The organism is Streptomyces sp. NPDC091371, from assembly GCF_040684275.1.
Classification (GTDB): domain Bacteria; phylum Actinomycetota; class Actinomycetes; order Streptomycetales; family Streptomycetaceae; genus Streptomyces.
On sequence record NZ_JBFBFP010000060.1, the window covers coordinates 20,562 to 40,056 of the forward strand.

The 19,495-nt window shown below is 71.7% G+C and carries 12 protein-coding genes; 10 read left to right on the forward strand and 2 right to left on the reverse strand.

The window, feature by feature from the left end; translation table 11 throughout:
- Nucleotides 1-10 precede the first annotated feature (10 nt).
- On the forward strand, nt 11-853 hold the full coding sequence (locus AB0O21_RS36515) for an IS5 family transposase (protein WP_365178981.1): 843 nt from the start codon (nt 11-13) through the stop codon (nt 851-853).
- A 15-nt stretch (nt 854-868) separates the two neighbouring features.
- Here the strand turns inward: AB0O21_RS36515 and AB0O21_RS36520 are convergent, their stop codons facing one another.
- Complete coding sequence (locus AB0O21_RS36520; protein ID WP_365178984.1) at nt 869-1,240, reverse strand: hypothetical protein; 372 nt, start codon at nt 1,238-1,240, stop codon at nt 869-871.
- Nucleotides 1,241-1,509: 269 nt separating this feature from the next.
- Entirely contained in the window at nt 1,510-5,457 is a 3,948-nt protein-coding gene (gene eccCa / locus AB0O21_RS36525) for a type VII secretion protein EccCa (RefSeq protein ID WP_365178987.1), read from the reverse strand.
- Between the two features lie 167 nt (nt 5,458-5,624).
- Between eccCa and eccD the strand changes: the two genes are divergently transcribed.
- From eccD to AB0O21_RS36570, 9 genes are all read left to right on the forward strand, one after another.
- The gene (gene eccD, locus AB0O21_RS36530; RefSeq protein WP_365178989.1) at nt 5,625-7,013 is read left to right on the forward strand and encodes a type VII secretion integral membrane protein EccD; all 1,389 of its coding nucleotides are present in this window, start codon (nt 5,625-5,627) and stop codon (nt 7,011-7,013) included.
- A gap of 70 nt (nt 7,014-7,083) precedes the next feature.
- Complete coding sequence (gene eccB / locus AB0O21_RS36535) at nt 7,084-8,631, forward strand: type VII secretion protein EccB (protein WP_365178992.1); 1,548 nt, start codon at nt 7,084-7,086, stop codon at nt 8,629-8,631.
- A gap of 111 nt (nt 8,632-8,742) precedes the next feature.
- Complete coding sequence (locus AB0O21_RS36540; protein WP_365178995.1) at nt 8,743-9,087, forward strand: hypothetical protein; 345 nt, start codon at nt 8,743-8,745, stop codon at nt 9,085-9,087.
- Between the two features lie 94 nt (nt 9,088-9,181).
- Nucleotides 9,182-9,505 carry a hypothetical protein gene (locus tag AB0O21_RS36545; RefSeq protein ID WP_365178998.1) on the forward strand — a complete coding sequence of 108 codons (324 nt, stop codon included), beginning with the start codon at nt 9,182-9,184 and terminating at the stop codon, nt 9,503-9,505.
- 29 nt (nt 9,506-9,534) lie between these two features.
- Nucleotides 9,535-10,005 carry a type VII secretion system-associated protein gene (locus AB0O21_RS36550; protein WP_365179000.1) on the forward strand — a complete coding sequence of 157 codons (471 nt, stop codon included), beginning with the start codon at nt 9,535-9,537 and terminating at the stop codon, nt 10,003-10,005.
- A gap of 39 nt (nt 10,006-10,044) precedes the next feature.
- A complete protein-coding gene (locus tag AB0O21_RS36555) occupies nt 10,045-12,801 on the forward strand; it encodes an AAWKG family protein (protein WP_365179003.1) in 2,757 nt (918 codons plus the stop codon).
- A complete protein-coding gene (locus AB0O21_RS36560; protein ID WP_365179006.1) occupies nt 12,801-13,316 on the forward strand; it encodes a YbaB/EbfC family nucleoid-associated protein in 516 nt (171 codons plus the stop codon). The genes AB0O21_RS36555 and AB0O21_RS36560 overlap by 1 nt, the downstream gene beginning before the upstream one ends.
- 112 nt (nt 13,317-13,428) lie before the next feature.
- Complete coding sequence (locus AB0O21_RS36565) at nt 13,429-13,773, forward strand: hypothetical protein (protein WP_365179009.1); 345 nt, start codon at nt 13,429-13,431, stop codon at nt 13,771-13,773.
- A 56-nt stretch (nt 13,774-13,829) separates the two neighbouring features.
- Nucleotides 13,830-19,495, forward strand: a 5,666-nt coding sequence (locus tag AB0O21_RS36570; protein WP_365179012.1) for a hypothetical protein, incomplete at its 3' end; no start/stop codon positions are given.

Below are 19,495 nucleotides of genomic sequence, written 5' to 3' on the forward strand. Positions count from 1 at the left end.
TGATTGATGTGTGTCGTTGGCTGACGCCCAGTGGGCACGGATCGAGCCGTTGCTGCCGGACCGGAAACCTCGGCGGGGTGGACGGTGGCGGGATCACCGGCAGGTGATCGACGCGATCGCGTTCAAGTACCGCACCGGGACAACCTGGATGGACCTGCCCGAGCACTTCGGCTCCTGGAAGGGCGCCCACAACCGGCTTCGGATGTGGGTGGCTGACGGGACCTGGGAGAGGGTGTTCACCGCCCTGCTCGCGCAGGCCGACGCCGAGGGTGACCTCGACTGGGTCGTCTCGGTCGACTCCACGATCGTCCGTGCCCACCAGCACGCCGCCGGGGCCCGTCAAAAGGGCCCCGGCCGGCGAGCCGGCCGACCGTCCCTCGGACGTTCCCGCGGCGGGCTGACAACCAAAATCCACCTCGTCGCCGACAGCCGTTGTAGGCCTCTCGCGTTCGTCATCATGCCCGGCCAGGCCGGGCATGCGCCCGCGTTTCCCCAGGTCATGGCCCGTTTACGAGTGCCCAGACGGACCGGCCGACCCAGAATCACGCCGAATGTGGTCCTTGCCGACAAGGCCTACTCGTCGAGGGCAATCCGCCGTCACCTGCGTCGGCGCGGGATCCGGGCAGTGATCCCGCAGCCCTCCGATCAGGCCGCCCACCGCAAGCGGCTCGGCCGACTCGGCGGCCGCCCACCAGCCTTCGACCGCGAAGCCTACAAGCAGCGGAACACCGTCGAGCGCTGCATCAACAAGCTCAAACAGTGGCGCGGCCTGGCCGCCAGATACGACAAGACCGCCACCATCTACCTCGCCGGACTCCACCTCGCCGCCATCTTCATCTGGTCAGCCAGGTGACTCCACCGGGCCTGATTAGACCCATCCCTCATCGAGGTAGACCGTCCAGGTGTCTCCCACTGCCCGGTGCAGTTCAACCAACGCCGCAACGTCTGCGATGGCTGCCGGCGCTTCAGACAGCCGCAACGGGGAGTTCGGGACACCGTTGCGGGTGTAGGTCGGCAACTCTCCGTTGCAGCTGAAGACGTGAAGCGGTGGGGGGCCATCGTTGAACCATGCGGGGCAGTTCTCCTCCGCCCACGCAGCCGCGGCGTCGACGCGCTCCACCTGCGCCAGTAGGTGCTCAGGAGCAGGACCGCCGCTGAACTGCACGAGGAAGCCCTGAGCATCTACTGCCCACCAATCCCATGTGAATCCAGGTCGAGGGCGCCGCAGGATCGTCGTCATGCCGTCACCGTATCCAGGCCGCACAAGACTGGTGAAGATCCACAGGAAACGGCCTGGTGCGGTCGACGGCCTAGGCCGTTTCCTTCGGATCAGGCCGCACCGGCCGGTTGTGACGGGGTCGGATGTGTGCCGGGGCGCTCCCCGCAGGGCGCCGAACACACCTCCGCCCGGCCCTCGGACGCCCCGTCACGTTCGGCGTCCGAGGAGACGCCCCGCAGGAAACGCCCTGGCGGAAGCCGCTCGGCCGGCCTCCGCCGGCCGGTCCCCGATCAGTCCTCCAGGAGCGCGGTCTGGATCATCAGGCTGCGTCGCCTGGCGATCCGTACGGCACGCCCCGGCGGCAGCAGCTTCGGCTTCACGTTCCCGATGAAGGTCCCCTCGCTCGGCGGGCAGGACATCAGCAGCGCCGTGCTGTTCGCGTCGAGCAGGGTTCGGACCACACTGTCCGAGGCGCCGCGCACTGCGCCCGACGAGGCCCTCGCCACGACCATGTGCAGGCCCACCTCGAAGCCGAGGGGGACGTGCGGGAGCAGGGATTCCAGCGGCGAGTTGAAGCCGCTGCCGACCATCTCGTAGTCGTCCACCAGGACGAACAGCCGTGGCCCCTCCCACCAGTCGCACAGCCGCATCCGGGCCGGCGGGATGTCCTCGCCCGGGGTCCGCTCGGACATGGCCTGGGCCACGCCCTGGGCGTACTCGCGCAGCGCGTCCCCCGACACGGCGTGGCCCAGCCGGTACTCCGGCGGCACCGCGTCGACCAGCTCGCGCCGGAAGTCGGCGATCAGGATCTTCGCCTCCGACGGGGAGTACCGGGAGACGATCGACCGGGCCAGCGACCGCAACAGGTTGGTCTTCCCGCACTCCGTGTCGCCGACCACCACCAGGTGCGGGCTCTCCTCGAAATCGTGGTGGACGGGCTGGAGTTCGTTCTCGTCGATGCCGATCGGCAGCCGGTGCCCCTGCGGCGCGGGCAGTTGCCCGTACCCGAGGCGGGCGGGGAGCATGCGGACCGCGGGCGCCCCCGGGCGCCCCGCCCAGCCGTCCGCGACGGCGCCCACCAGGCCCGCGACGCCCTCGGCGAGGTCGTCCACCGACTCGGCGCCGTCGATCCGCGGCAGCGCCGTGAGGTAGTGGAGCTTGGTCTGGGCGGTCAGTCCCCGGCCCGGCGCATTCGCGGGGACGGTCGCCGCCTTGCGCATGTCGATGGACGAGTCCATCGGATCGCCCATGCGCAGCTCCATCTTGGTGCCGATGGCCTCGCGCAGGACGGGCGTGAGCTCCATCCAGCGGGCGGTCGACAGGAGCAGGTGGATCCCGTAGTTGAGCCCGCGCTGCGCGATCTTGTTGATGTCGTCGACGAGGTGGTCGAAGTCCTGGCGCACGGTCGGCCATCCGTCGATGACGAGGAAGACGTCGCCGAAGGGCTCGTCGGCGAACTCCCCGGCGGCCCGGCGGCGCCGGTAGCCGGCGACCGTGTCGATGCCGTGGTCCAGGAAGAACTGCTCGCGCCGGCCCAGCAGCACGCTCACCTCGCTGACCGTTCGCCCCACCCGGTCCTCGTCCAGCCGGCCCGTCACCCCGCCCACGTGCGGGAGCCTGGCCAGGCCCGAGAGCGTGCCGCCGCCGAAGTCCAGGCAGTAGAACTGGACTTCGCGCGGGGTGTGGGTCAGCGACAGCGAGGCGATCAGGGTGCGCAGCATCGTGGACTTGCCGCTCTGCGGCCCGCCCGCGATGCCCACGTGCCCGCCCGCCGCCGACAGGTCGACGGTGAGCAGGTCCCGCAGCTGCTCGAAGGGCCGGTCGACCACCCCGACCGGGACGCGCAGCCTGGGCTCCCCCTCCACGGCGGTCAGCCCGCGCTCGTGGTGGGGCTCCAGCGGCGGCAGCAGCATGTCCAGCGGCGGGGAGGCGGCCAGCGGCGGCAGCCACACCTGGTGGGCGGCCGGCCCGGATCCGACCAGCCGGCCCACGGCCACCGACAGCAGTGAGTCGGACTCCTCCTCAGCTGTGGCCCGCGCCTCCTCCTCCGTCGGCTCCACCGGCTGCCGCGGCACCACCCAGCTGGTGGTCCACGGCACGATCTGGTTGGCCACCCGGGAGGTGGAGACGGCTCCGCCCCGGCTCCGGTACGTCCCCGACACGTATGCGGCGCGGAACCGGGTCAGCTCCTCCACGCCGGTCTTCAGGTAGCCGTTGCCCGGCTCGGGCGGCAGCAGATAGGCGTCCGGCACGCCCAGCACGCCCCGGCTCTCCATCGCCGAGAAGGTGCGCAGCCCGATCCGGTACGACAGGTGGCTTTCTAGCTGGTGCACCCGGCCCTCGTCCAGCCGCTGCGAGGCGAGCAGCAGGTGCACGCCCAGCGAGCGGCCCAGTCGGCCGATCATGACGAACAGGTCCATGAAGTCGCGGTGCGCGGAGAGGAGTTCACTGAACTCGTCCACCACGACCACCAGGCTCGGCAGCGGGGCCAGCGGCGTGCCACCGGCCCGCGCCTGTTCGTAGTCCAGGGCCGAGGCGTAGTTGCCGGCCTGCCGCAGCAGCTCCTGGCGGCGCATCAGTTCACCGTGCAGGGCGTCCTGCATTCGGTCCACGAGAGCGGCCTCGTCGGACAGGTTGGTGATGACCGCGGAGACGTGGGGGAGGGTGTCGAGCCCCAGGAAGGTCGCGCCGCCTTTGAAGTCGACGAGGACGAAGTTGAGCCGCTCCGAGGAATGGGTCAGGGCCAGCCCGAGCACGAGGGTGCGCAGCAGCTCGCTCTTGCCGGAGCCGGTCGCCCCGATGAGCATGCCGTGCGGTCCCATCCCGCCCTGCGCGGACTCCTTCAGGTCCAGCTCCACCGGTACGCCGTTGCCGGCCAGCGCGATCGGCACCCGCAGGTGCTGGTGGGCGCTGCGACGCTGCCACAGGGTGGCCGGCTCGTGGCGGCGCAGGTCGTTGATGCCGAGCAGCCCGGTCAGCTGGATGTCGGAGGCCAGCGGCTCGGCCGACTCCCCGCCCGTCGTCGCCCGGAAAGGTGCCAGCTCCTTGGCCAGCGACCGGGCCGCGTTGGGCCCCAGCGCGTCGGGGACGCCGAGAACCGTCGACTGCTCCCGCCGGTTGCTGTCCGTACGGACCAGCTCGACACGGCCCTCGGTCAGCCCCAGCCGCAGCGTGGTGCGGCCCGGACGCCAGCGCAGCTCCCCGGAAAGGTCGATGACCACGCAGTTGCGGAAGCCCGCGCCGTCGAACCGGTGCCCCGAGGACACGCTGCCCCCGTCGATCACCACGACCACCAGGGGCTCGTCCCGCGTGGGCGAGGCCGTCGGATCGAAGGGCGGGCGCTCGGCGAACTCGGCGCCGATCAGATCGGTCAGCTCACCGACTGCAGGGGCGGCCATCCGGGTCGGCCCCGCGCCGTCCGTGGCCTGCGGGTGCAGCGCATGCGGAAGCCACTTCGCCCAGTCCCATTCCTCCTTCACCTCGTCCGAGACGCACAGCGCGATCCATAGGTCGTCGGGGCTGTGCAGGGTCGCCAACTGCCCCAGCACGGCCCGTGCGAAGGCCCGCGCCTCCTCCGGCTCCCCGCGCACCAGCACCCGCGACCACGCCCGCAGGTACACGGCGATGGGCTGGTCGGGTATCTGCGCGTACGCCTCCACGAAACAGCGCAGCGCGTGGGCCGTCAGCGGTTCCAGGTCCTCCACCGGGCGGGTGGTCACGGGCGCCAGGCGCAGCCCCAGCCGCTGCGGTCCGCGGGCGATCCGCACCTCGGCGAAGTCCTCGTCGCTCACCCGCCGTTCCCACAGCCGGCTGGACCGCGCCAGCGACCACAGTGCCCCCGGTGCGGGATGGCGCCAGGCCAGGGCCTCGCCCTGCTCCACGATGGCCCGGCGCACCCGCCGCCGGACCTGCGACAGATAGCGGAGGTAGTCGCGCCGTTCCCCGTTCATCTTCGACTTGCGCTCGCCCCGGCGCTGCATGACCTGACCGACCAGCATCGCCACCATGCCCATGGCCATCATGCCGACCGCCACGTACATGAACACGCCGCCCGCGCCAGGCCGCAGGAACATGAACATCATCGACATCGACATCATGCCCATGGGAAGGAGCGTCCAGATGCCACCGGGGTTCGGCTGGGCCTCGGCCAGGACCGGCGGCTCCTGGAGGCTCAGCTCACCGTCCGGCATCTCCGGCCCGCGCCGGCGGGCCGGCCTGCGGAAGAGGACCACGCTCACGGACTGCTCCTTCGTCTGCGCGCGCCGGCGCGGCGCCACGGGTTTCGCACCCTAGGCGGCGGTCCGGCCCACCCGGCCGGTCCCGGGGAGAACACCGTCATCCGGGCCGGGGAATTGCGTCATTCGTCGGAAGGGAGGAGAACTCGTGCGCCCGTAGTGTGCGGCCCATGAGTGAGAGTCCCCTCGCCGGGCTGAGCCGCCTGACCATTCAACTGCCTGGTCGGAGAGTCGAGTTGGCGGCGCCGACCGATATCCCCGTGTCCGACCTGCTGCCGGCGCTGCTCGGCTTCGCCGGCAGTGCGGCGGAGGAGACCACCGTCGAAGGACAGGGGTGGGTGCTCCAGCGCCTGGGCGAGGCGCCGCTCGACGAGGAGGGCACGCTGTCCACCCTCGACGTGCGCGACGGCGAGACCCTCTACCTGCGGTCGGCCGCCGACGCCATGCCCGAGGCCCATTTCGACGACATCGTCGACGGGGTCTCCACCGTGATGGGACGCCTCGGCGGTGACTGGACCGAGTCCAGCAGCCGCACCTTCGTCCGGGTCGTCGCCGCCACCCTCCTCACCGCCGTGGCCCTGGTCCTGGCCATGCCCGGACTGCCGCCCGTCCACCGGGGTCTGACCGCCGCGCTGTGCGGCGTACTCCTCCTGGCCGGCGCGGGCACCGCGAGCAGGGCCGTCGGCGACGCGTTCACCGCGGTCATGCTGGGCTGCGCGGCCGTCCCCTTCCTGGCCCTGGCCGGCTGGCTATTGCCCGGCGGACCGCCCGGCGCGGACCTGCTCGGCCCCCGACTGCTCTCCGGCGGCGCCGCCGCGGCCGGCGGCGCCGTCCTCGGCCTGTCCGTGGTGGGCGCCTCCGCGGCCGTCTTCCTCTCCGTCGCGGTGGTCGCCGCCTTCGCGACGGCCGCCGGCGGGCTGATCGCCGCCACCGGATTCCCGGCCCCCGACGTCGCCGCGGTGATCGCCGTCGGGGCCGTGATCCTCGGCGGGTTCGTCCCCGCACTCGCCTTCCGGATGTCCGGCATGCAGATGCGGCCGCTGCCCACCTCCCCCGAGGAACTGCAGCAGGCCATCGAACCGCATCCGAGCGAGGACGTGGCCCGGCGCGCGGCGACCGCGAACGCCTGGCTCACCGCCCTCTACGCCGCGACCGGCCTCGTCTGCACCGTCTGCGTCACCGTTCTCGCCCGGCACTTCGGCCTCGCCGAGGCCGTCACCGCGGCCACCCTGACCGTGCTGCTGCTCCTGCACGGCCGCAACCTCGGCAGTGTCTGGCAGCGGGTGTCGATCCTCGCCCCAGGGGTCTGGGGCGTCGCCGTCCTCGCCATGGCCTGGGCCAGAGCTCTCGGCGACGGCGGCAGGCTCGGCCTGGTGGCGGCCTTGGTGGCGCTCGTCATCGCCCTCACCATCGCCATCTGGACCGTCCCCGGACGACGGCAGCTGCCGTACTGGGGGCGCGCGGCGGAACTCCTGCACTCCCTGGTAGCGCTCGCCCTGCTGCCCCTCGCCCTGTGGGTCCTGGGCGTGTACGGCCTCGCACGCGACCTGACCGGCTGACACCCTGCGCCCGCCTCTCCGCCCGCCCCCACAGACATCCCGAACACCGACGAGCAGGCCGGAGGGCCCCGTGCAGTCAAGGCGCGACCAGGTACAGGCCCATCTCTTCCAGATGGGCCGGCTCACCTCCGGAATGCTCCGCGCCAACCCGGACCACCTGGAGACCCCGGGCAGGCGCACCAACCGCGGCATGACCTTCGGGCTGGCCATCGGCGTGGTCGGGGTCCTCGTCTCGGCCCTCTGGGGCCTCTTCTCCCCGGGCGCCTCGACCAAGTGGCGGGCGGAGGGCACTCTGGTACTGGAGAAGGACACCGGCAACCGGTACGTGTATGCCCAGGGCCGGCTGCGCCCCATCCTCAACTACGCCTCCGCGCGCCTGCTGCTCGGCGGCGACATGAAGTCCGCGACGGTCAAGAGCTCGGCCACGAAGGACGCCCCGCACGGCCCGCCCGTGGGCATCCCCGGCGCCCCCGACTACCTCCCCGGCCGGGCCGGCCTGCTGTCCTCGCCCTGGCAGGTGTGCGCGGCCACCACCAAGCAGACCTCGGGGGAAGTGGTCGTACGGACGCGGCTCGCCCTCGGCGGGGCTGAGGGCGAGCGGCCGCTGGGCCCGGGCGAGGGGCTCCTCGTCCAGGGGCCCGACGGGCGCCGCTCGGTGCTCCTGGGAGGGGAACGTCACCTCTTGGACGAGGCCACTGGCGCGGCCACCTCGCTCGGTTACGGATCGGCTCCGGTCCACCCCGTCTCCGCGGCCTTCCTCGTCGCGCTCCCCGCCGCCGCCGACCTCGCCGCGCCCGCCGTACCGGGCCGCGGGGAGGCAGGGCCCGCGCTCGACGGGCGCCCTACCCGCATCGGCCAGGTCTTCAGCCTGGAAGTGCCGGGCGTCTCCGGCCAGTTCCACCTGCTGCTGCGCGAGGGGCTGACCCCGCTGAGCGAGACGGAGACCGCCCTCGTCCTCGGCGACCCGGAGACCCGGAGGGTCGCGTACGAGGGACAGACCCCGGCCGCGCGTCCGGTCGGGGCGGAGGCCGCCCGCGGCCACCTGGCGCCCGCGACGGGCCGCCCGGCCGGCGCCGGCCTGCCGGTCTCGCCGCCCCGCCTGGTGCCGATCCCCGCCGGTACCGAGCCCTGCGCCGTGGTCCGGCCGAGCGACGGCACGGGCACGGGGGTCAGCGTCTCCTTCGCCCCCGCCGCCGTCGCCGAGGACCACGTGGCGCAGCCGCCGGCCGACGGGGTGGCCCCGGCCTGCCTGCCCGTGGACCGGGTGGAGGTGCCGCCCGGCAAGGGCGCCCTGATCCAGGCCCTCAGCAGCGCGGGCACCCGGATGGGCGACACCGTCTTCCTCGTCACCGACTCGGGCGTACGCCACCCGGTCGCCCCGGGCGGGGCCTTGGAGGCGCTCGGCTACACCGCATCCGACGTACGCGGTCTGCCCTCGGCCCTGCTCATGACCCTGCCGACCGGCGCGGCCCTGGACTCCGCAGCGGCCGCCAAGGCGCCCGCCGCGGACTCCGGAGCCCCGCTCAGGAGCTGTCCGGGCGCCGCCGACGGCCCGGCACCGGGCCCGGGGAGCCAGCCCGCGTCGGCCGTCAACGCGGCAGCTGGGTCGGGAAGTTGACGTAGATCCTGGCTTGCGGCGGGACGTACGTCACGCGACGGATTCGCCGGGGGGCGGCGAGAAGCACACTCGAACTTCAGGACACGACACACCACGGAAAGGGTGGTCCCCATGGCCGATGACATTCCCGGCGGAGCTTATAGAACCGTAGCCGAGGCGAACCTCAAGATCGCCCAGCTGATGCAGAACGCCCACGACGACATCACCCGGATCCGGGGGATCGTCCACTCCTCGGCCAACGAGCTGGTCGGCCCCAGCGGCTACGGCGGCGCCGACGGCAAGGCGTACCAGGAGCTCCTCGCGGCGTGGGACTCCGACGTGATGAAGGTCGAGCGGGGCCTGGAAGGCGTCAAGGAGACCATGATCCGGAACTCCGGCCGGCAGTCGGACCTCCAGGACACCACCACCAGCCAGATCACGCGCATGCAGAACGCCATCTCCGGCCTCAAGGGCTGATCCGTCCGCCCTCCCGGCGGACCGGAACATCCTGACGGTCGCCGCCGTCGCTCCGCGACGCATCCGGCAGCAGACGAAGACGAAGGAGGACCTCGTGCCCGAGGCCAATTACGACCACGGATCCATCAACATCCACTACGGCACCACCGATGGCGTGACCGCCCAGCTCATCAACGCGAGCGAGGCGATCGACACCGTCCTGAACAACCTCCAGCAGGCCATCACCCAGTGGTCCGACAGCTGCATCGGTATGGACAAGGGCGCCTTCAGTCAGAAGTTCGTCGAATGGCACGGCTACGTCGACCACGCGGCGCAGGCCGTCGCCGGCAGCGGCAAGCTGCTCAGCCAGATCGCGGAGGGCTACGGAGTCCTCGACCGCGGCCTGGCCCAGGACTGGGGCAACCTCCAGGTCTACTGACCACCCCTCCGGACCCAGGGAGCATCCCGGTGGCCACCCAGGCGCAGCTCACCAAACTCGACACCCCGGCGGTCAGAGCCTTCATCAACGGGCCGCTCACCGAGTTCCTCACCGCGATCGAAGACCTCGGCAAGGACTCGGGCACCGCCCTCTCTCCCCGCAACATAGCCCGGGGTTACACCAACCCGGACACCTTCTCGCTCACCAAGCCGCTGGGGATGGGGCTGATGGCGGGCGGGGACACGGTGCACGGATCGACCCTCAACACCACCACGCTCAAGTTCACCCAGAGCATCGACGTGATGCTCCAGAACATGACGAACCTGTCGCAGGAGATCAAGGACACCCTCCTCAAGATGATCGAGGAGTTCCTCGACAAGCAGGGCTCGACGCTGGACGACATCAAGGCGCAGGAGTTCCTGAACACGATCAAGTCGGCCGGCAGCCCGACGGACGACCCGACCAAGCCGCCGGCCGACCCGACCAAGACCGGCGCCTGAGCGACCGGACCGGACCAGAAGGAAGAGCGGAGGGTATCCATGCCTGCCGACATGTGGGCCTCAGCGGTCCAACTGCTGACGGGCTATCCGATGCCCGACCGCTCGACCATCTTCCAGGATCTCGCGGGCACCGACGAGAAGACGCCGTTGATGAACGTCAAGGTCGAGTCCCTCGGCAGCGTCGCCACGGTCTACTACTTCAGGAACGGGGTCGGCCCCAACGTGGACGGCCACTCGTACACACTCGGCTACTACACGAGCGACGGCCACACCCTCGACCTGAAGAGGATCACGATCGACTTCCTCTGGAACCCTGCCGAGCTCGCCTCCCAGCCGGGCACCCCGCTCGACAACTACATCTTCGGCGGCTGGACCCTGCTCAACGGGCTCGTGAACAACCCCTTCTCCACGCAGGGCCGTTCCTACGGAGGCCTCGTGGTCGACCCGCAGAACGCCGTCAACCTGCGGACGTTCTCCGACGTCGCCGGGGCATACGACCGGTCCTTCCAGTACTTCAACGACCAGGAGCTCGTCCTCAAGCAGTGGGCCGACTCCCTCGGGCACAAGGACGCGGACATGAAGGGGTCGGCGGCCGACGCGTTCGCCGCCCTGATCAGGCGGATGCAGGAGAACTACAAAGGCTACAAGGAGCAGCTCCTCCCGCCCGGCTTCTCGGCCAAGAACTACGCCCTGCTGCCGGTGAACGGCCGGGGAGCCTCCCTCACCAAGCAGGGCGATTCCCTCATCGGTGCGGCGAACGCGGTCCACCAGTCGAGCTACGACCTGGTGATGGCCTGGCACCAGTGGGCCGCCAACACCGTGTCCAACCCGATTCAGACGTTGTCGAACGTGATCTACGAGATCGCCGTCTGGCTCCAGGGGAACAACCTCGGTCAGGCGATCGAGCACAGAGACAAGCGGGGTTCGGGCGCTCAGTACAAGATGGAGCCCGGCCCCTCCTTCCAGCAGAACCACCCCACTTGGGGGGATCTCACTCAGATCGACAGCTGGGGCAAGGTCGGCAACCATGCGATCAAGCTCTGGAACGACGCCGTGGACTCGATGCTGGTGCCGGCCGGCAACGCTCAGCTCAGCATCGTGAACAACGCCTTCATCGACGCCACCGCCGTCCTGACCAACCCGCTGGTGACGAAGAACACCTCGCCGATCGGCAGCGATGGGAAGGGCGGCAATGACGGGAAGGGGGGCGAGGACGGCAAGGGCGGTGACGACGAGAACCAGAGCTGGGAGGACATCCTCAAGAAGCTGGGACTCGGCGGAGACGATGGCAAGGACGGCAACGGCGGGAAGGACGGGGACGGCGGGAAGGACGGGGACAACAGGACGAGGATCCCGCCCCCCAACCTGAACGACCTGGGCAACGGGGGCGGCAACGGGGCCGACGGAAACGGGGGGAAGGAGGGTACGGGCGGCGAAGGCGTCGGCGGGAACAACATCCCCGATCCCGAGAGCTTCCTCAGGAACGTGCCCGCCCCCGATCTCAACGGCCCGGGCGGTACCGGCTCCGGCGGCGGGCTGAACGGCGGCTCCGGCCTGAACCTCCCGGGCAGCACCGGTTCCGGAGGCAGCGGCAACCCGGACACCAGTACTCGGGTGCCCGCCCCGAACGTCGACCTCGCCGGTGTGCCCGGTTCGGGCCTCCCCGGTTCGGGTCTGCCCGGTTCCGGCCTCCCCGGATCGTTCCTCTCGGAGTCCGGTCTACCCAGCCTGGGAGCGCCCGGATCCGGCCGGCCCGGCAGCGAGCTGTCCGGCGGCAGGAACCCCGACGGCAGCCCCATCGTCCCCGGCATGCCGGGCTCCACGCTCCTGGGCTCGAAGCCGCCCACCCTCCAGAACCGGGATGGCTCGGGTACCCCGATCGCCCTCCCCGACGGGAGCACTCGGACCGTCCTGCCCGACGGCAGCGTCCTCACCACCAGCCCGGACGGTACGAACGTCACCCGGAGCCCCGACGGCACCATCCTGACGGAGAAGCCCGACGGTACGAAGGTCACCGCCAAGCCCGACGGGACCACCACGACGCTCAAGCCCGACGGGACCAAGAACGTGCTGCACCCGGGCGGGGTCGTCAGCGTGACCGATCCCGACGGCAACACCTCGTACCTGGGCCCGGACGGCAAACCGCTCGGGGAGCGCCCCGACATCTCCCTGACCACGCCCCAGCTCCCCACCCTCAACAGCCCCGGCTTCGATCTCCCCGGAGTGTCCGGAGCCGGCGGTGGCGTGCCGGGCGGCAGCGGCGGTACGCACGGAGGCGGAGGATCGCTCCCGGCGAACCCGCCCAGCTACGAGGAGGCGGGCTACGACCTGTCCACCGACTTCCCCGCCTACGGAGCGGACGCCCTCGGCGGCGGCCCCAGCGTGGACCGCGGCGGCGTGCCGGGTGGATCCCCCGCGACGGGAGCCCCGCCCATGATGCCCGGCATGGGAGCCGGCGGCATGGGTGGCGCCGGCGGTGCGGGTGGTGGCGTTACCGGCGGCGGCGACCGGGTCCGCGAGTTCATCGGCGACCCCGCGGGCTCTCCCAACCGCATGGCCCAGGGCCAGGGCGGCCAGGGCGCCGGCGGCACGCCCCCGTACATGCCCCCGCCCGGCGGCCAGAACGGAGGCGGCCAGCAGACCCAGAGCTCCGACCGCGAGCGGGCCAACTGGCTCGCCGAGGAGGAGGACGTCTGGGGCACCGAGGACGAGGGCAACCCGGCCGTCCTGGGCCGGGAGGAGCCCGGCACCACCACAGGCGCGAAGCGCAACGCATTCATGACAGGAGAGGGCTGATGGGCTCGCCGCACCACTCGATCGAAGAACGCCTCGCCATGGCGATCGCGGACCTGGAGGCCTCGGAGCGCGCTGCCGCCCAGGCCCAGGAACAGGTCCGCGGCATGCGGCTCTCGGCCACCTCCAAGGACCGCAGCGTCGAGGTGACCGTCGCGGGCACCGGCGAGGTGACGGCCGTCCGCTTCCTGGAGAGCCGCTACAAGAGCATGGCTGCCCCGCAGCTGGCGGCCTCCGTCATGGAGGCCTTCAACAAGGCCCGCTCCCTCGCCTCCCGGGACGTGGCCGACGCGGTCAAACCGCTCACGGAGAGCGTGAACTCCCTCAGCTCCATGCCGGGCATGCCCGAACTGCCCGGCATCCCGGGCACGACGGCCGACTGGGGCGCCCTGATCGGGCAGTTCCTCGGCCCGGCGGCGCCCCCCGAGCCCGAGCGGCCGGCCGATGGGGCGTCAGGCCGGCGACGGGGGCGGGGCCGCGCCCTCTACGACGAGGTGGAGGGCGACCCGCACGACTGAGCGGCCCGTACACCCGTGATCAGAACGTACGTCAACTGACGCAAGCGCCCGGGTATTTCCGGGCGCAGAATTCCCTCACCACCGAACCACCGCGCGACACCGGGAGTGGGCAATGCCTTCAAGTTTCGAAGCGTCCGCCAATGACGTACTCGACGCGAGCAAGGTGCTGCACAACTTCACGACGTACATAAACGAACTGGTGCAGCGGTTCGATGACGGTGTGAACGAGACCATCACCTGGTTCGGGACGGACGACGACGAGTTCGCCAAGAAGGCGGGCCCGCCCTACCTGGAGACGGTCAAGATCACTCGTAAGACGGTGCTGGCCATCACGGACGCCCTCACGGCGCTGGCGAACGGCACCATCAAGGACGCCAACGAGTACATCAACAGCCAGGACGACGTCCTCGCCTCGATCAAGAAGGGGAACGACGGCCGGTCGGGACCCCGCGGATGAGCCCCGCGATCGACCCCGGACTCGGCGGCTGGCCCGACTGGGCCAGAAAGCTTGTCATGATCCTCACTGGCGATCTGCCTCCCAGCGCCCTGCCGCAGAAGGCCTTCGACGCGGGCCAGACCTATGAGCGGCTCGCCCGGGACCTCGACCAGATGATGGAGATGGCCCGCAATGTCAGCCTGAAGATCGGCGACGGCATGCCGGAGGAGGCCCGCCGGCAGTTCGACGGGGTCGTCAACAGCCTCACATCAGGCCGGGGCAAGACGCGCCTGGACGAGTTCCAGGGGCAGCTGCGGGGTGTGCGCCTCGACCTGGAGGACAAGTCCCGCCAGATCTACGAGATGTACTGGCAGGTCATGGCCGCCCTGCTGCAGATGCTGGCACTGTTGGCCTGGGTCGCGTTCCTGTCGCTGTTCGGTTTCGGCGGCCTGGGGGGTCTCTCGGAGGCCATCTTCAACCGCGCCCGCGTGGCCGTGCTGGCGAGCATCGCCACACTCATGCAGCGCATCAAGGTGCTGCCGGGCGTCTTCGAGGCGTTCGAGGAGGCGCTGCTCTCGTTCGCCGTCCAGCTCGGCAACAAGCTCTTCGGCAACAAGCTGTTCAAGCGGAACGACCTCGACTGGGGTGACATCGGCAAGGACGCCCTCTTCGGGTTCTTCGCGGGCGGCATCGGCGAGATACTCGGCGGCACGTTCAACAAGGGCAAGGACCTCTTCTCCAAACTTGGCAAGAACCCGAAGGACTTCGGCGTCATCAACAAGCCGTCGAACTTCGACCGGATCGTCAAGGAGGGCTACGGCAACGCCAACGACTTCGTGTCCGAGGGCTTCGGCGAGAGCCTCGGCGCGGCGGCGATGGGCCTGTTCTTCGCCGGCTACTCGTTCAGCTGGGCGACGTTCGTATCGGCCGGCAGCAGCGGCGTCGTCGAGCGCAACCTGGAAGGGGGCGTGGAGGGCCTGGCGCGTGGGCTCCGGAACAAGTTCATCAACCCGCCGCCGACCCCGGACGGGGTGAACGGCGACTCCGACACCTGGCCGAACCGAAGCACGAACTCGGACTCGAACCCGAACTCGACTTCGGACTCGAACTCCAACCCGGGCTCCGGGTCGTCGCGGAACAACGACCGGAACAACGGTACGAACGGCCGCACCGGCCCCCGTACGGTCCCGGACCTCGGCACGAGCGGGGGCACCCGCCGGCCGCCCGTCACGACCTCGACCGGCGACCCGAACGGCACCGGCGGGGGAAACCCCACCCGCAACGGGAACGCCGGCGGGGACCGGAACGGCAGCGGCTCCGGCCGGCCGCCGGTCGTGGCCACCAGAACCCAGGACCTCCCGGACCTCTCCACCTACCAGCCGGGCGGCGGCGACACCTCCCGGTCCGCGCCCTCGATGCCCGTCCCGGGGGACGCCTTCCGGAACGGCGCGGGTCAGGACACCCGGACCCCGGGATCCGTGCCCGGCACGAACCCCGTGGCCGGCGACGGAGCCCAGGGCGCGCAGCGCCCCGGTGGACCGCAGCCCGTGCGGATGCCGATCCCGGCCTCGGTCGAGCCGGACCTGGTCCGGACGCTCGGTACCGACCCGGCTCTCGGTACCAACCCGGTGAATCCGGCGAACCCGTCGGACCCGGCCACGGGGAGCGGACAGCGCTCCACGCCGCAGCCGGGCACCGCCGAGCCGGGCTCCGCGACTCCTCGGATGGAGGGATCCCCGAGCCGTCCCGACTCCCTCTACACCCAGCCCGACACCGACTCCCTCTACACCGAGGACGGCACCAGCTCCCTCTACACCGATTCCGACACCGGCTTCCCCTACGCCGGCAACGACACCGACCCCGGCACCGGTACGGTCCACACCGCCACCCCCGCCACCCCCGACGTCGCGGGACCGGGGACGACCTCCACCGCATCCGGCACTCCGGACCAGGAAGTGCCCGGCCAGCGCGAACTGACGATGGACCAGCAGGAGGCCCTGATCGTCCAGGGGGTCGTCCCGCGCGCCTCCGGCCTCGGCGAGGACAGTCTCGTCCTCGCGCTCGAGGCCACCGCCCCCGACCTGGTCACTGGAACGCCGGCCGAGATCCGCGCCCACCTGTCGCACTCCCTCGTGGCGGAGCTGGAAGCGGACCCCGGCACCGGCTCGCGCCCGCTGTGGACCGCCGTCGACGCGCAGGCGCAGGCAGCCGTCGCCAACGACCGCACCGCGGACCGGCTGCGCCTCGGAGACCGACTGCCCCGGTCGGAGATCTACGCCCAGGAGCTCCGGGCCGTCCACCGGACCTGGGGCGACCACGAACGGCGTTCGCTCGCGTACGCGATGGGCACCTACACGTCCGCGTCCGACGCCACGGACGACGTCCTGCCCCTGGTGGCCGGACAGGTCTACGGGCTCACCGTCAACGTCGTGCAGCCGAACGGCACCACCACGCTCGTCGGCTCGCCGGACGGACGCTCCGTGACCGTCGCCCGGCTGCCGAGGCCCCGCCGCGCCCGCAAGGACGGGAAGGACCGCGACCGGTGGCTGGCGGCGGCCAGGCCCGAGGAATCACCGCAGACGCACCGGCTGTCGGACGACGCCTTCCAGCGCCACTGGGACCAACTCCCCACGGACACGGTCGGGTTCGTACGCGCGGCCGACGCGGCGCGCTCGCTGCTCGCCGAGCACGGCCGGGTCGCGGGCCCGTTCGCTGCCACCCCGTTCTCCGACCTCGGCGCCGACGACCGCGCTGCCCGCCGTCTCGCGGTCATCCTGCACGGCGACCCCGACCTCTACCGGGACGCCGACCGGCACGACGAGGCCCTGGCCCGGGCCCTGCACCTGCTCGACGAGCCCGTCCTGGTGCGTCCGGTCACGGAGTCCTCCGAGGGCACCGCAACCCTGTCCGACACCCTCGTCGACGACCAGGAGGACCGCGACGACGTCGACGTCGACGTCGACGACGGCCGACTTTCGGTGCGTGCCTTCCAACGCCACTGGGACAAGATCAACACGGACACGCCGGAGCTGGCGCGGGCCGCCGCCACGGCCCGGTCACTGCTCTCCGAGCACGGCCGGGTCACCGACCCGCTCACTTCCACGCCGTTCGCCGACCTCGGTACCGACGACCGCGCCGCCCGCCGCCTCACGGACATCCTCCACTCCGACCCCGGACTCCGTACCGACCCCGCCCGCCGTGCCGAGGCCCGTGCCTGGGCGGCGCAACTGCTCGAAGACCCGATGTTCCCGAGCTCCGCGACGCACCCCGCACCGGCCCGTCCGGTCATGGAGTCCGGCGAGCTCCCCGACGACGGCAGCGATATCGCCTCCGTCGTGTCCTCGATCTCCTCCGTCTCCTCCGTGTCCTCGGACGAGGGTTGGGCGCGGCTCCCGGACGAGGACCCGGACTCGGCGTACGCGCAGTCCGACGCCGTGGACCTCGCGGAGTCCCTGCCGCTCCTGCCGCGGCCGGACCTCGCCGAGCCGGTGGAGCCCGGTACGCAGCTCCCGCCGGCGTACCAGGAGTCCCCGCCGGCGTACGAGCAGGACACGTCGCCGCCCGCGGAGCCGCAGCCGGAGCTGCCCGCCTACTCGAAGGGCGAAGCGGTTCCCGGCTACCAGGCGGAGCGGGTGAACCCGGCCGCCTCGCCCGCCCTGGTCTCGGTCGTGTCCAAGCACCTGCGGGCCGACCGGCGCCGTACGGCCGCGCTGCTCGCGTACGACTGGTTCGACGTGAAGGCCGCGGACGGGCTGCGCCGGGAGCTGGGGCTGCGCAAGGGCAGCGCCCTCCTCGACCTGGCGGAGACGATCGGGCGGGTCCCGGACGACCTGCCACGGATCGCCGCCGAGCTGGGACTGACCCCGTACCGCCTCTTCGACATCGCCCGCAACCTCGGCGCGGACCCCCGCCACATCGCCGCCGTCCTCGGGCCGAACCTGCGCGACGCCGGGGAGAAGGCCGCGGCCGACCTGGGGCGTTCCGCGGGCTGGAAGCTGGGAGGCCGCGACGGGCACCCCGCGGCCGGGGCCCACCCCCAGGGCAAGGGCTGGCTCCTGGCGGTCGCCGCCCACCACGGGGTGAGCTGGGAGGCCCTGACGGAACCGCGCCAGGGCCTGGCCCGCTATCTGTCCAGCCGGACCTCGACCGCTCCCGTCCTGACCCCGCCCGACCACCTCAACCTCGTCGAGCTGGTGGAGGAGTGGAACTGGGGCCTGGGGTTCGGCCCGCGCGGTGGGAGGGCCCGGACCTCCGCCGCATGGGAGAGCGACAGCAAGGAGGCGCTGCGGGCGTCCATGGCCGAGGAGCAGGCCGAGGCCGAGGTGAAGGACCTCCTCGCGCAGACGGGCGCCACGGTCGACCCCCATGTGCGCGACACCCTCGTGGAAGCCGCCGCCGCGCACCTCTTCCTCGCTCCCGCCGACACCGAGGGAGCGCGGGCGACCATCGCGCGGCACCTCGACGAGGCGAAGTACGACGCCGAGACCGCCGCGCTCCGCACCGACCTTCCCTTCGACCCGGCCGCGTTCGACCGGCTCTGGACGAGCGCCCGGCGGGAGGCCTCCGGCACGAGCCTGGAGTCGGCGCTGGCCGACGCGCGCGGCCTGGTGGGCCCGCTGCGCAGGCTCCCCGCGACGATCGACCGCGACACCGACCCGTACCGCCGCCTCGAGCCCGAGGACCAGGTCGTACGCCGCGTCGCGCACCACCTCTACACCTGGCCCGGCGACACCGATGGCGCCCGCGCCCTCGCGCGGCGGCTGGTGGCGGACCTCCCGCCGTCGCCCCCGGCGCTGCTCGCCGGAGCCAAGAAGACGAAGAAGAAGGCCAAGTCCGCCCCGCAGCAGCCATCCCATCAGCAGGCCGCGGCCTCCTCCACGGTCCGGGCCACGCCCGCCGCCAACCCGCCGGACACCCGACCCTCCCGGATCACGGCGGACGAGGCCCAGCGGCTCGCCGTACGTGCCGTCAAGCGCTGGACGGAGGAGCACCCGCCGCCGGAGCCCCTGTCCGCGGCCGCGGTCACGAGAAGGACCACCTCCGTCGCCCGTACCCTCGTGGCCCACTCCGCGACCATTCCCCCGGCGCTGGGCATCGAGGTCGCCGACTTCCTGATGGCCCTCGGGAACACGCGCGGTCTGGACGGCCCCCTGCCGGCGCTGCGCGAACTGGTGCGCCACCCCGACGTGCTGGTCGCGGTGTCCAACTCGGAGCAGGCCGCGGCCATGGCGGACGCCTACCCGGGCCTGGCCGCGCGGCTGTCGACGCGCCCGAGGCTCCTCGCGCAGCTCACCGACCCGGACATCACGGATCACGCCGACGCCGTACTGGCGGCCAAGGGCGCGGCCGACCTGCTGGTCTCCACCCCGGAACTGCTCGACGCCATGGAGTCGGACGACGAGTTCAGGGAGCACGTCCTCGGCCACGTGCACCTCGTCGAGACCTACCCGGGCAGGATCGACATCCTCAGGGAGCTGCTCGCCGGTCGTCGGACCGTCGCCCGCATGGCGTCCTTGACGAATCCGGTGTTCGCCGAGTTCCTGAAGACCCAGGGGGAGGGGGAGCGGCGCGCCGCCCTCGCGACGCTCGACGACAACATCGACCTGTCGATGGCGGTCATCGACTACGACCACGCTCTCCCGGACGTCGCTGCCTATCGGAGGCTTTTCGGGAACGCGGGGTTGTTGTCGGCGTTGGGCAGGCATCCGCGGCAGGCCAGGACGGTGTTGGCGGTTCCGGGGAT